11 protein-coding genes and 2 pseudogenes are annotated in these 13,125 nt (G+C 70.0%); 5 read left to right on the plus strand and 8 right to left on the minus strand.

All coding sequences use genetic code 11. The features are described from left to right. Window positions 1-8: 8 nt before the first annotated feature. Window positions 9-1,115: a hypothetical protein gene (locus ACF059_RS28990; RefSeq protein WP_392062686.1), complete on the plus strand. Its 1,107-nt coding sequence runs from the start codon at window positions 9-11 to the stop codon at window positions 1,113-1,115. Window positions 1,116-1,316: 201 nt separating this feature from the next. Continuing rightward, window positions 1,317-1,694 carry a hypothetical protein gene (locus tag ACF059_RS28995; RefSeq protein WP_392062689.1) on the plus strand — a complete coding sequence of 126 codons (378 nt, stop codon included), beginning with the start codon at window positions 1,317-1,319 and terminating at the stop codon, window positions 1,692-1,694. 199 nt (window positions 1,695-1,893) lie between these two features. Here the strand turns inward: ACF059_RS28995 and ACF059_RS29000 are convergent, their stop codons facing one another. From ACF059_RS29000 to ACF059_RS29015, 4 genes and pseudogenes are all read right to left on the minus strand, one after another. Then, on the minus strand, window positions 1,894-2,244 hold the full coding sequence (locus tag ACF059_RS29000) for a hypothetical protein (protein ID WP_392063384.1): 351 nt from the start codon (window positions 2,242-2,244) through the stop codon (window positions 1,894-1,896). Between the two features lie 346 nt (window positions 2,245-2,590). After that, window positions 2,591-3,073: pseudogene (locus ACF059_RS29005) on the minus strand (ATP-dependent DNA ligase); the annotation flags it as partial. A 122-nt stretch (window positions 3,074-3,195) separates the two neighbouring features. Then, entirely contained in the window at window positions 3,196-3,456 is a 261-nt protein-coding gene (locus ACF059_RS29010; RefSeq protein WP_392062691.1) for a hypothetical protein, read from the minus strand. Between the two features lie 492 nt (window positions 3,457-3,948). Further along, complete coding sequence (locus ACF059_RS29015) at window positions 3,949-4,383, minus strand: restriction endonuclease (RefSeq protein ID WP_392063336.1); 435 nt, start codon at window positions 4,381-4,383, stop codon at window positions 3,949-3,951. Window positions 4,384-4,862: 479 nt separating this feature from the next. Between ACF059_RS29015 and ACF059_RS29020 the strand changes: the two genes are divergently transcribed. Together ACF059_RS29020 and ACF059_RS29025 are read left to right on the plus strand one after the other, a co-directional pair. After that, on the plus strand, window positions 4,863-5,414 hold the full coding sequence (locus ACF059_RS29020) for an EF-hand domain-containing protein (protein WP_392062693.1): 552 nt from the start codon (window positions 4,863-4,865) through the stop codon (window positions 5,412-5,414). Between the two features lie 404 nt (window positions 5,415-5,818). Then, the gene (locus tag ACF059_RS29025) at window positions 5,819-6,421 is read left to right on the plus strand and encodes a DUF6000 family protein (protein ID WP_392062696.1); all 603 of its coding nucleotides are present in this window, start codon (window positions 5,819-5,821) and stop codon (window positions 6,419-6,421) included. A 65-nt stretch (window positions 6,422-6,486) separates the two neighbouring features. On the opposite strand, the gene ACF059_RS29030 is transcribed toward ACF059_RS29025, so the two are convergent. The 3 genes and pseudogenes from ACF059_RS29030 to ACF059_RS29040 form a co-directional block, all read right to left on the minus strand. Next, a complete protein-coding gene (locus ACF059_RS29030; protein WP_392062699.1) occupies window positions 6,487-6,909 on the minus strand; it encodes a transposase in 423 nt (140 codons plus the stop codon). 349 nt (window positions 6,910-7,258) lie between these two features. Further along, window positions 7,259-7,567: pseudogene (locus tag ACF059_RS29035) on the minus strand (transposase); the annotation flags it as partial. 672 nt (window positions 7,568-8,239) lie between these two features. Beyond that, complete coding sequence (locus ACF059_RS29040) at window positions 8,240-10,762, minus strand: helix-turn-helix domain-containing protein (RefSeq protein ID WP_392062702.1); 2,523 nt, start codon at window positions 10,760-10,762, stop codon at window positions 8,240-8,242. A gap of 984 nt (window positions 10,763-11,746) precedes the next feature. Here ACF059_RS29040 and ACF059_RS29045 point away from each other — a divergent pair. Then, complete coding sequence (locus ACF059_RS29045; protein ID WP_392062706.1) at window positions 11,747-12,211, plus strand: hypothetical protein; 465 nt, start codon at window positions 11,747-11,749, stop codon at window positions 12,209-12,211. A gap of 96 nt (window positions 12,212-12,307) precedes the next feature. On the opposite strand, the gene ACF059_RS29050 is transcribed toward ACF059_RS29045, so the two are convergent. Further along, on the minus strand, window positions 12,308-12,979 hold the full coding sequence (locus ACF059_RS29050) for a hypothetical protein (protein WP_392062709.1): 672 nt from the start codon (window positions 12,977-12,979) through the stop codon (window positions 12,308-12,310). Window positions 12,980-13,125 lie beyond the last annotated feature (146 nt).

Below are 13,125 nucleotides of genomic sequence, written 5' to 3' on the forward strand. Positions count from 1 at the left end.
GATCTGCCGTGTTCGTGTATGACGGGATCCGCCGTGACTGGCGGTGGGACCAGAGCGACGAACGGTCTCTGTACCTGGCACGGCTGGTCTGTGATCTGGATCTGTCGCCCATGCCGATCGTTGACCAGCTGGCGGGGGATGAGGACGCTTGCTTGCGGGCATGTGAGGTACTGGAGTTGCTGGCTCTTGCCGGATCGGGCGACGCCAGGGAAGGGCTTCGGGCGTATGTCCGCACAGGCGAGCACTGGGTCCGCGTGCTGGAGTCGTTGTCTGCCGGCTGGCCGCCGGAGTGGTGGGAAGACCTTGGTGACGTCGCACGCGCCCGGATCGCGGCTGAAGCGGAGCTTCCGTTGTTCTCCGAGCCTTGGACGCGGTTCGGTATCGAGGTCCAGAGCAGTCCCTTCGTTCCGCGGCCGTCACTGGCCGGGCTCAGCACCGCGGAACTCCTCGCTCTGCTTGCCGACACTCGCACGGAAGGCGCGACGAAGGTCGACGCGCTGCGCGCCCTGAAGGGCCGAGAGCCTGCTGAGGGGCTGATCCCACTGGTGCCCTCGTTGGGCACGTCGGACGGCCGCCGCCCCCTGCCCCTGGTCAGGCAAGCCGTTGAGCGCCTGGGCACCCTCGCCGTGCCGGCGGCGCGCCGCTGGGCACAGGAGGACCTCCCCTGGCTGGCTCTGCTGGGCGCGGACGTCCTGGCCGACCATCCCGGCCCCGAGGCTTTGCCGGGGCTGGTGAAGGAACTGGTCGAACAGTGGACGGCGCGAGCCTGGTGCGGTCCCGACCGGACGGCCCGGCGCCTGGCCCGGTTCGGACCTGACGCCGCCGGGGCGGTGCCCTACCTGCGACATTTCTTGCTGCACACCCCGCACTCCTATGAGCGGGCCGCATACCTGGAAGCCCTCGCAGCCATCAACCGGGATGGCTTGGAGCACCTGTACGCCGAGGCCCTCTGGGACTGCGAGGAAACAACGCGGCTGATGGGGATCACCTCGGCACCCACGAGTCCGGAGATCCTGGGACGGATCGCTGTACTGCGCGATGATCCGATGGAGACGACCGAGGTGAAAGCCGCAGCCCGAGCACGGCTGGCGGGCCCTACCAGCCGGCTGCCCTGACTCTGTTGGAACGGGCAAGCCCGACCCGCTACCCGTTCCCGTGAACAACGGCCCTGGCCTCGGGGCTGCACCAGCGTCACCCACCTCCACAGCGAACTCGTAGCCGACAACGCGCCCGTCACCCCAGATGGTCCACTCCCGCATCGCCACCCCCGCGGGGCTCCGGCCGGCACGCCGCCGCGACCGCCGACAGTGCGGCAGGTGACCGGCTGGCTCACCCGACACCCCACGACCCTGAACCAGGGGGACCGGGCCGGCCTGAAGGAGGTCCTGGCGCACTGCCCCGAACTGGACAAGGCCGCCGGACACGTCCGCGACTTCGGCGAGATCCTGACCGGCCGCCTTGGCTCCACACTCCCCACCTGGATTGACGCAGTCGACGGCAGCCAGCCAAAGGGCCTCACCGGCTTCGCACCCCACCTGCTCCGAGACCTCGACGCCGTAACAGCCGGGCTCACTCTCAACTGGAGCTCCGGCAGCATCGAGGACGCAGTCAACCGCATGAAGAGGATCAAGCGGCAACGCCGACAACCCGCCACGACCGAGCACCACGTCACCGAAGCCCTTCAACTCGACTAGCCACCACCGCCCCCGGCCAACCGGCCGGGGGCTTCGTGCGTCCTGGAGGAGTTCGCCGTGCCCACGTACGAGACCCAGCCCCGCTTCACCGCCGACCTGGACCGCCTCACCACCGCCCAGCGCCGCCGCTTCCGCCAGACCGTGGCGGCCTTCGTCGAGGACCTGCGCACCGGCGGGCACTTCCGCGCCGGCCGGCGCGTCAAGCGCGTCCAGCGCGCATCCGGCATCTACGAGCTGACCTGGTCCATGGGCGCTGGACCCGCAGGACGCGCCACCTGGCCAATACGGGACTGCGCTCCGCCCCGGCGTACAGCACGTCATCTGGCGCCGCATGGGCACCCACGACATCCTCGCCGGCCCCTGACGGCATCGGGGTGGTGGGCACGGCCGGTCCCCCGCTGGCGGGCTCGGCGTCCGCGCCGAAGGGTGGGATGTCCGCGACGGCGACGTCCAGCCGGAGCCGGGCGAAGCGCACCGGGTGCCGCCACGCCCCGCGTTCCAGCGCCGTGTCCACCGTGATCTCGGCGACCAGCTCCGGTTCGACCAGCACGACGTCGAGCGGCGTCCGCGACCCCCCAGGAGGTCGTGAACCACACGCCTTCCCAGGGATGTGCGGGCCCGGCTGGTGTCAGCCGGTCGGCCAGCGCGCGCGGCGTCCGGCCGCAGCGGCGTACTGCGGCCGACCGGCCGGAGCGCCCCGGCCGCGTCGAGGCGGCCCAGCACGAGCGTCTGCGGCCGGCGCACGGTCCCGGTGATGGCGCCGACCACCGCCTCGGTGGAGTCCCTGCGGCGCACCTTGTAGAGCGCACGGGCTCCCGGCAGATACGGCTGACCGCTCCCCGGATCACCAGTCCTTCGACGCCGGACACCTGCGTCCAGGACGTCAGCCACTCCAGCGCCGTCGCCGGGTCGGTCGTCTCCGGGCAGAGCGTCCACGGGACACTCAGCTTGTGGTCGGCGAACAGCTGCTCCAGCCGCGCGCGCCGCTCGCGGTACGGAACGTGCAGCAGCTCCTGGCCGTCGATCTGGAGGACATCGAAGGCGATGAAGTGCGCCGGTGCCTCTGCAGCGAGGCGGGCGGCGGTGCGGCCGCCGGAGACCGCGCGCCGCTGGAGCGCCTCGAACGACATCTCCTCCCCGGCCCACACGACCAGCTCGCCGTCGAGGACCAGGCCGTCGGGCAGGTCCGCGGCAGCGGCCACGAGGTCGGGAAAGCGGCTCTGCAGGAGGCTGCCGCGACGGGACTGCACCAGCAGCGGGCCGGGCGCCGGCCACGGGGTGTAGACGATCGCCCCGTAGCCGTCGAACTTCGGCTGGAACCGCAGCTCCCCGGGCAGCGCGCACGGCGCGGGCACCGTGTCGCGGGCCTGCGCCAGCATCGATTCCACCGGCGGCCGAAGCACCGTACGTCCGGTCTACTGGCTGCCCGATGCCCCCGGTCCGGCAGGGCCAGCGGTGTCGCGGGCGTCATCATGTGATCAGCGCGAACGACCTTGCGCGGTCACACCTCGTTGGGGAGGACATGAAGCTGACGACCACACCGGGCAACGTGGAGGCGCTGGCCGAGGAGGCCGTCGTCGCGGTGTGTGCGCTCGCCGACGCCGCACCCGGACCCGAGCGGTGGAGTGCCAGCGCCGTAGAGGATGCGGCCACGGCGCTGGAGGTGCTCGCCGGGGCTCTGTCCGAGCTCAGCCCGGAGGCCGCCGAGCTCCTGGAGGTCGTCCCGGCCGCCGTCGCCGCACTCCGCGAACGCTTCGAGCACGCCCCGGCCGCAGCCGGGGCGGCCCGCCGAGCCGACACCCCGACGGACCCAGCCGTGCTGAGCACCGGCCTGCGGCGGGCACTCACCGCGCAGCCTCCTCACCGGGCTCCGGGTCCACCAACTCGGCCCCGCCCTGCTGACCGTCATCCTGGACCCGGCCCACGCCCAGGCCCTCGCCGTACTCCTCGCAGCCCGCCGCGAAGTCCCCCGCCAGCCGCCCGCCATCGAGGACGAACCCCGATGGGGCGCAGGGCCGGCCGAGACTGCTGCGGCCTCCCTCGCGGGGGCCCTGGCCGCCTACGGGCCGGGGACGTACGCCCGAGTCCTTTCCTCCGGACGGGTCACCGCCGGCCTTTCTCCGACAGCGGCCGCGCAGGTGACCGCTGCGCTGAACACCCGCTTGGAGCGCACCGTCCCGGCATCGCGGCCTCAGCGCCGTGGGCTCGGGAACGGCTGGAAGGGCATCGATGCTCACTGCTGAGCAGCAGGGGCTCAGCTGTCGGGGGACAGCTTCCGGTTCGTGCCGGACCGGTTGATGTCCAGGTCGAGCAGCGCGGTGAGGGCGGTGCCGCTGTTCCAGAAGCCGAGCAGGTCGACGTCGACGAGGACCAGGCCGTGGCGGGCGGCGAAAGCGCGGGCCTGCTTGGTGAACTTGCAGGAGGCGACGAAGAGCGGGACGTCCGCTCCGTGTTCGCTGCGCGCGGTGCCGTTGAACTTCTGCAGATCCGGGCTGCCGACAGTGCGGTGCTTCGCGTAGCGCTTGCACTGCACCACGAGTTTCCGGCCGTCCGGCAGCCTGCCGATCACGTCAGCGCCCAGATCGTTCGCGGCACCCACACGCCGCACCTGTGTGCATCCGTCCCGGCGGCACAGTTCTGCGATGTACTCCTCGAACTGCAGCGGGTCCATCGCCCAGACCGCCTCCATCGACCGCACGGCCTGGATCCTCGCCTGCTCTGCCAGCCGCGCCTTCTCCGCTTCGGCTTCCCGGCGCCCAGACCGAACCAGGACCCCCACCAAGCCCCCCGCAGCCAGGACGGCTAACAACACCAGCACCACCGCGCCTGTCCCCATGCTCTCCCCTCCCCTAGTCAGCTGTCCGCCAGCGGTACAGCTCCCCAGCCGAGGCACCCTCTATCCCGAGTGCGGAGAACGCCTGCTGTCCCGTCTCACTGAACCTTGACCGATCTCACTGTTCGAATGCCGCCGGCCCGCGGCGGGCAGCGCAAGAACGCCATGTGATACCCGATCTGTCCGGGGTCACACCGGTCAGGGAGACGGTTCGCATCATCGGGCGATCTTGCTCCCGACATGGCCCTTTGATGGGTTTTGGGAAGGATCTGACGCCTAGTCTCGGGGCGGGCGCGTCGACGTGCCCGACCCGTCACTCCCGCGAAAGGACGATCATGGCTACTGTCGCCACTGACCCGATCACCATGAAGCTGGACCAGCTGTTCGCCGCCACGGACACCGACAGCGACGGCTACGTCGACTGGAGCGACTACCAGCGCCTCGTCGACCGCTACCTGAGTACCTACAAGATCGACAAGCGCGACCGCCGGGCGCAGGCGCTGCTGATCTCGTACCAGATGCAGTGGGCCGAGCTGCTGCGCCACGCGAACGGCGCCGACCGTCTCTCCAAGGAGCAGTTCCAGACCGCCAGCCGCGCGGCGAGCGTGGACACCAGCCGCTTCAACATGGTCGAGGGTGTTGCCCACGCCATCTTCGACATCATGGACACCGACGGCGACAACACCATCAGCAAGTCCGAGTTCGCGCAGTACTTGAAGGTCTGGAACATCATCGACCCCGGCGCCCTGGACACCTTCGTCTATCTGGACACCGACGGCGACGGAGAGATCAGTCGGCAGGAGTTCCTCCGCGCGGTCAGGGAGTTCTTCTACTCTCCGGACCTGGAGGCCCCGGGCAGCCTGTTCTTCGGGCGCCTGTCCGCCTAAGACGCGGGGTCTGCGCCCGTACAGCGGGCCCTGCGGGGCTCGAGTCGGCTCGGATGACTGCCTGATCCTCACCCGGCGGTGGTCCTCCGGGACGTTGCACCTGGAAGCGGTCCGGGTCCGGAACCATGGATGGTGGTTCCGGACCCGGACCGCTTTCGACTGTACGGGACAGGCTTTGCGGCCCTCCCGGCGTTGCCCACATCGAGCTCGGCGCTGGTCTTGCAGGACCGGCCAGAGCGGGCACCGCTCGCCCGCGTTCGATTCTGAACCGCCCTTGGTGCCTCCCGAGCTGATGAACACATGCTGCTCAGACTCGGGTTCTGGCTCATCTTCTGTGGGGCAATAACGCTGTGTGCTGTCGAAACCCTGCTCATCCGACCTGGTCGTCGCGAGAGGATGGGGTGGTGATCCGCTACGACCACGAGATACAGGCTCTGTACCGCCGCTACTGCCTCCCGGCACGCCGCTACCTGAAGCTTGGCGGAGCTGTACTTCGCATGTCGCGCGAGGAGTACGAGCCGTTCGTTCATGCCCTGGCCGCTGACGCGAAGGCTGTTTCCGACGCCGAGCTCACCATCCTCTTCGAGGGCAGCTGGCGCGAGCGGCGGACCGCGGCATGGCTCGCCGCTGTTTCGCGCCGCGACCACTTCCGCGAGCGTCTGGGGGCGCTGCTGCTGGAGAGCGAGGTCTGCTGCGCAGGTGGGGCTTACTGCGTGGCTCTGGCGAGTTTCGGCACCACACGGGACGCCGACCTGCTTGCCGCTTATCTGGATCGCTACCTGCGTCGGCCCGACCTTGCCTACGACCAGCCGACGGCCATGGGTGCCCTGGCGTACACCGACTCCGTCCTGCACGGCGACTTGGCCGACCCGTTCCTTCAGGAAGGCGGCCTGTGGCGGCAGTGGTTCCAGGACGCGCCCCACATGCAGGGCGATGACGGCATCTCCACCTATCTGGGCGGTATCCGCCTCGCCTGCGCCGTCATCGACGATTGCGCCAACACCTGACCTGCATTTGATTTGTTCGCTTTCACAGGCTTCTGGCTCGACGTCCGTGCCGCGGCCGTTCGCCGTCACGCTGGTAGGACGCGCTTGCGGAGAAGGTGGAAGCCTGCTCGCCCGAACATCTGGCGCTTGAGCATCTTGATCCGGTTGACATGCCCTTCGACCGCGCCCGAGCTCCAGGGCAGGGTCGATCCGTCGGTGACGGCGTCGCGGTCGCGGTCGATGCCGGCAGCGAGGGTGTGGAGGCTGGGCAGGTCGTCCTGCCGGACGGCGTCGAGCCAGTCCGGGAGGCGCTCGCCCTGTCGATCGATGAGCATGATGGCGAAGGATCGGACGTGGCGGGTGAGGGCGTCGAGTTCGGGGCAGTACATGCGGACGATCTTGAGCTGGAGTAGTTCGGGCTCGGTGAGGGATTCCGGGCGTCTGAGGATCCACGATCTCTTCCCACAGCCTCCAGGCGTTGGTGAAGCCCTCCTTCCAGCGGTCGTCAAGGCAGGGCTTGTAGTCGTCGAGGACCGATGGGCGGTTCTGCCACTGGCCGGTGAACAGGTCCTCCGGCGCCGCAGCGTCGGCTAGACGCTTGACAGTCCGCCAGGTCGTGCCGCGTTGTCGCTGGACCGGGCGCCGGCTGTGCCCGGCATCCAGCAGTGCGTGGACGTCAGCGTGCCGAGCCCGGGTGCGGTCGGCGAACCGATGTCCGGTCGGCCACGGTGAGCCGGGAGACTCTTCTTCCGGGGCGGGCTCCGGATCGGGTTCGGGGACGGCAGGGACCAGGGTTCGCAGGCAGCGGCGGTGCTGGGCGACGGCCTGTTCGGCGGCTTCGCTCAGGTTGTGCCAGAGATGCCACCTGTCCGCGACCTGGACGGCCTGCGGGGCGCCGGCGGTGGCACCTTCTGCGAAGAATGGTGCCCGGTCCCGGCAGATGACCTCAACGCCTGGCCGTTCGGCGAGCCGGGCCGCCAGGCTGGATGCGTCCCGGTCAGGCAGCAGATCGATGGGACGGCGGGTCTCGATGTCCACGAGGACAGTGAGGTAGTGGCGGCCCTTGCGGGTGGCGTACTCGTCGACGCCGACCACACGTGGGGCGGCCACCTCCGGCTCGGGCAGAGCGTCGACCAGCCGGAGCACAGTACTGCGGCTGACGGGCACCCCAAGGACGCGGGCGATGCGGGCCCCAGCCCGGCCGCAAGGGCAGGTCCGACCGTGGCCAAGGTCGAGCGCAGCCGCTCGGTCCTCTGACCGTGCCTGCGTGTCAGACCGGGTATCTGCTCGACGAAGGTACGGCGAGCACAGCCCGAGTTCCCGCAGGTGAACCGGCGGACCCTCAGCTGGAGAACAACGCTTCGTCCACCGCTCGGGACATCAGCGGGAAATCGCAGGTAGGTCCCATGCACCCGGTTCGACCAGACTCCGCAGGCCGGGCACAGGCGCCATCCGCAGTGCAGAGCGCGTCAACGCGCACTATCTCGATGTTCACGTCCACCGACAGCACCGCGCCGTCCGTGATCGATGGGGACAACAGCTCCTTCAGCCGGAGCGCGACTTCTTCCACGGCCCCGAACTCTCAGCCCAACAGCCCTGCCCACCGGCCGTTTTGGGGCGACTTGGCACCAGCACCGAAGCGACTCGGCTGTCACTCAAAGTGACCGCATCACAGAAGTTGAGCCAGAGCCACAACCCGTGAACAAAGCCAGACGTTCCGAGGTTGGTGCCCCGCGCCGTCCGGCCGACAGGCCGAGCGACCGGCCATGGGTGACCGGCCGTACGTGAGGCCCGCGGCTGGCGCCGGTCCCGCGGTCACCCGCCGTCATGCTCCCGCGGTCACGGGGCGCCGGTCGAAGGGGGCGTGAACGTGGCCGGTTCGAAGTCCCGGTGCCGGCCGCGGAAGGTGCGTCCGAGGTGGTGTTGCAGCCGGACGTGGCGGAACTGGTACACGGCCCCGGTCTGGCGCAGCACCCCCCGGTGGTAGGCGTCGTCCAGGAACGCGGCGGGGTTCCAGGGGAGTCGCCCGGTCAAGGGCAGCCAGACACGTGCGAGCACGATCCACTGGCCCCAAGCGGTGAAGGTGAGCACGTAGGAGGCAGCCCCGCCAAGCCCGCCGGCCGCGCCCATAAACAGACTCTCCCCAGCGCCCCAGTTGAGCGGTCCCACCGCACCCCGGAGCAGATGGACGATCAAGTGCCCGCCAAATGCGATGGCCACGGTGAACGCCGGAGCGAGGATGAGCAACTGCCGGCCGGCCGTCGTGCGGTTCGAGGACAGCAGGCTGATCGGGGTGGCCGCCGCGGTGACGTCCACGGGTGCTTCGAGCGCGGCCATGAGGCCGAAGACGAGACCGCCGGCCGAGCCGAAGATCAGCCCGAGGACCAGCATGTTGATAAAGGTGCCCTCCACCACGTGCGGATCAGTGAGCCGGGTCCCGGAGACCAGCGCGCGTTGGAGGGTGAGGGCGCAGGCGCATCCGACGCCCAGGACGGTTCCGCCGATCAGGCCTTGCCCGACACGGACGGTGAAGGTACGCAGGGGTCTGCGGCCGAGGCCGTCGTGCGCGGCGCGCAGTGTCAGCCGTACGCGGGCCGGTTCGAAGGCCGCTGCGCCGCCGGATCTGTCCGCCATCGCGTAGACGGCTCCGAAGCAGAGGCCTGCGGCGGGTCCCATGAGGCCGCCCCGCAGGAGGAGTTCGCCGACGGAGAGTGGGGTGAGCAGCAGGCCGACCACCCAGTCGATCAGTGTGATGCTCACGGCGGTGGCCAGGGCGAAGACCATGGTCCGCGTCGAGCGCGACAGCGAATCGCCGAGCTGCCACCACGCGAGGTCCTGGCGCTCGCGGTCGAGGCGGACCAGGTGGTGGGCGAGGTGGCCGAGCCAGCGTTCGGCCCGCGCGGGGTCGGCGTACGGCGCCTTGGGCTGTCGGCCGTCCGCGTCCTGTTCGGCGGCGCGGTGTCGGTAGACCGCGGGGACGAAGCCCGCCAGCAGGTGTTCGTCCAGGCTCTTCACCGTGGGGAAGCGGGTGGTGTCGAGCAGCTCGGCGGGATCCCGGCCGGGCGTCTCGCTGTACAGGGTGCGGGCGAGGATGACCATGAGCGGGGTGGTCAGCACCGTGGCGAGGTTCGTGTGGGCCGGCTCCTGGCCCGTGCGCAGTTCCGTGAGGACCGCGTCCCATGGCGAGCCGGCCACGCACATGCTGCCGGCGGCGCTCTCGTCGGAGGGGACGGTACGGGTGGTGCGGGGCAGGTAGTCGGCGAGGTCGTCGAGGGTGAGGTCGGTGAGCTCGATGCCCTCCGCCCAGACGAGCGGCGTGTGCGCCGCGCGGACGGCTTCGGCGTACTCGTCGCGTCGGCTGGTGAGGACGAGGGGGCAGGAGGTGGCGTTGAGCGCGTCCAGGGCGTCGCGGCGCAGGCCTTCGGCGATCTCGTCGAACCCGTCCAGGACCGGCAGGATGAGGTCGGCGTCGACCAGTACGGAGGCCAGCGTCGCCCCGCCGGAGCTGCGGCGGGCCAGGTGCGGGTGGTCGCGCAGCAGCCGGCCGATCAGCCAGTCCCGCAGTGCGGTGGTCGAGGGGTCCCAGGAGCCGATGCTGAAGAGGACCGGCACACGGCGGTGCGGGGCCGGGGTCTCTCGGACGTCGACGAGATCCAGGAGGTGCAGGAGGTCGAGGACGAGCCGGATCGTGAGGATGGATTTGCCCGAGCCGGCCCGGCCGAGGATCACCAGTCGCCCGGAGGGGATCCTGCGGTAGACCTCGGCCAAGCTCCGCAGGTCGCCGTCCAGATCCACCTCGCGCGGAGTCTCTCCGGGCCCGAGGCGCTGGATGTTCTCCGCCCGGTCGGTCAGACCGGCGGGCGCCGGCTTCCACCGTACGGGCAGGGGGAACGGGTCGTGGACGCGGCGCTGCGCCTCCTCGCGACGCCAGCGGCGCCGGACCTCCGTCGCCAGCTCTCGCGCGGCATCGGCGAGCGCGTCGTGGACGGGCGGCCGGGCGGGTGGGGGGAGGAGTTCGGGGAGGGGCCCGGGTGTGTTCGCGGGGATGGGCCCGGACACGGACTCGGGCCGCGCTCCCGTTCCGGCTTCCGCTACGGCATCAGGGGAGCCGGGTGACCCAGACGACCCGGACGAGCCGGACGACCCGGTGAGAGCGGCCGCCAGCCGCAGACGGCCTTCTTCCTCCAGTCCGAGCGCGTCGGCGAGCAGATTCACCGTGCCCATCCGGTGGTTCGTGGATCTGCCGCTCTCCAGCCGGCGAATCGTGCGCACGCTGACCCCGGAGCGTTCGGCCACCTGCTCCTGCGTCAGATTGGCTCCATCGCGCAACGTGCGCAGCAACGTGCCGAGGTCCTCTGTCATCCGGCATCTCCCCTGACCCACCAGTACGAACGGCCGTGAGCCTACCCGTGGCCGCCGGTCACGAATGGCTGGGTGCCTGACCTGTGCAGCGGACATGACCAAGGTCACCGTCGGCATCGGGACCGGTGCCCCTACCCCGACCGAAGGCAAGCAGCCGACGTGGCCAACCGCTACTGGGGCGGAGAGTGCAGCTTCAAGACGCCCTGGCTCGAGGAGTCCGAGGGGTTGCGCCGGCAGACCGAGCACTACGCCCGCAAGCACCCCGGCAGTTCCCCAGGCGGCCAGGCCGAGACCCGAAGGCGCGGCCCGGGCGCGCGTCCCGGATGCCTGCTGTTGGCGGCCGCCGCAGTCATCCTGCCCACCATCTTGAGCACTTGCCGCCGTTGAAGGCGCGGGCCCTGATCGATCGAGGGGCGTCGTCGACGACGACGAAGAGGCATTCTGAACTGCCAGTCTGCGAACGGGTTTTGGCACCAACCCGGGAGCCAGAGAGAGGCCGGTCCGTATGCTCGTGATCAACGTGGTGTCGGCAGGGGCTGCGTGCCTGCTGCTGGCCGCTGCCGCCCTACGCCTTCTCACCGGCGAGCCCACAGCGGACTACGCACTCTCGGCATCACCCTCAGCCACGCACCCGGCCGCTACAGCCGCTCAACGCAGTCCCCGGTCTCCCATCACCAAGCCGTGATAGCTCAGCCCGGAGCCTTATCGCCCCCAGCACCAAACTGATCAGCCCCCCACTGATCAGAAAAGCCGCCCCTGGACAAAAGTGCTGGCAGAGCTGGGACTGGACTGGGCAACGTAAAGGCCCAGAACGTCGTGGCGCGACCGGAAAGCAGGACTGGAAGCCGGGCCCGACGGAGGGCAGCTGACGTCTGGCCTCGCCGGCCTGGGGGAACTTGACCAGGCTCCGTGCGTGGCGAAGGGTTGGCCCCGACGCCGGCCCCGAGTGGGTCTCGCCCACCACCTCGAAGGAAGAGCCCTTCCATGCCTGCACACAGCGAGTCCGTGTTCGTCCGCCCAGAACCACGCCGGCTCCTGGTGGCTGCTGTCCCCGCAGTTCTCATGGCGCTCACCCAAGGTCTCACCAGCGACGGCCAGGTGCTGCCGAGACCGGTCTACCTTGCCCTCGCGGCCGCCTTCGGTGCCTTCTTCTTCGCCCTGCACTGGCTTCTCGCCGTCTCGGTGGCGGACGGATACATCACCGTGCGCCGGGGCCTCACGCCACGGCGGCTACCGCTGGCCGACCTCGACAGCGTCGAGGTGAAGGAGGCAGGCCGCCTCGGATATGGGATCCACTGCCGTCAGGCCGGCCAACCGGACCTCAAGATCCCGCTGACCATGATGCGGCCGAGTGACCAACGGCTCGTGATCGAAGCCATCCGCGCTGCAGTCCGGCCGGGTGTTCTACGAGGCGGCGCTGCCCTGCGGGCCTTCACCGAGACGCCCTAACCACCCGGCCGCGCGAAATACGACAGCAACCGATGCAGCGCACCTGGGCAAGGCCGTCGATCACCATCAGACCGTCAGGCGTCGGCGTATTTCATATCACCAGTCGACGTGCGCCTCGATCCAGCGGTCCAGTCCCACCGTGTCGCCCTCGGGAGGCAATTCGCCGGCCAGACTGAGGGGGGAAGCGGCGAGTTGCAGATGGGTCAGGTAGCCGTAGGGGCCGTTGTCCGCGTGTGGCCCCACGATCACAGCCTGCGTGGCGATGCGCCAGATCCGGTGAAGCATCGGCGGGCCTGTCACCACGGCCGCGTCGCTAATGACCGTCCGCTCCGGAGCGGCGCCGAGATGGGCGCTGACGGCGTCCGCAGTCTGGTTGAGTATCTCGGTGCACTCCTCCACCGTGGACGGGCGGCGGACCGTCCAGCCCGGGGCCCTGCCCCAGTCGTCCACGAGTTCGCCCAGCCAGGGCATGTTGTCGAGGCCGCCGTCGTGCGGATCGACGGGATACAGCTGCCCGAACACGAGGAACCGTCGCGCCGTCGGGTCCCCGAAAGGGGTGCCGCCCTCGGTGCACAACGGATGCCCATAGCCCGTGCGGTAGGAGTCCGTCAGGCATTCGTGTTCCCAACTCCAGCCCCGAGCGCGCAGAACGGCGTCGAGCACGTCGAAGCCATCCGCGGCCGCCGGTTGCTGCGGCAGAGTGAGAAACTCTGCCACGGCGGCCGGGATCACAGGGCAGTGGGCAAGTGCGTGCACAGGGGTGGGCATGGGGGGCAGGTTAAGACATGTCTGTGGGATCTCGGCAACGATCGCGAGGCGCCGCCCCACGGGTCGCCGACAGCGGCGTCCCGGACGCCCCACACGGTGTCCTCGGCGTGCCCGGGCAGAGCGTCGAGGACCTTCGCGGCCGGTGC

Origin of the sequence: Streptomyces sp. NPDC016562 (assembly GCF_043076955.1) — a bacterium.
Taxonomy (GTDB): domain Bacteria; phylum Actinomycetota; class Actinomycetes; order Streptomycetales; family Streptomycetaceae; genus Streptomyces.

What these genes read in the sequence shown, in the direction of transcription:
- ACF059_RS29015 (WP_392063336.1), bottom strand. Translation starts at nt 4,383, where the DNA reads ATGGAGGCGGTCTGGGCGATGGACCCGCTGCAGTTCGAGGAGTACATC.
- ACF059_RS29020 (WP_392062693.1), top strand. Translation starts at nt 4,863, where the DNA reads ATGGCTACTGTCGCCACTGACCCGATCACCATGAAGCTGGACCAGCTG.
- ACF059_RS29040 (WP_392062702.1), bottom strand. Translation starts at nt 10,762, where the DNA reads ATGACAGAGGACCTCGGCACGTTGCTGCGCACGTTGCGCGATGGAGCC.
- ACF059_RS29045 (WP_392062706.1), top strand. Translation starts at nt 11,747, where the DNA reads ATGCCTGCACACAGCGAGTCCGTGTTCGTCCGCCCAGAACCACGCCGG.
- ACF059_RS29050 (WP_392062709.1), bottom strand. Translation starts at nt 12,979, where the DNA reads ATGCCCACCCCTGTGCACGCACTTGCCCACTGCCCTGTGATCCCGGCC.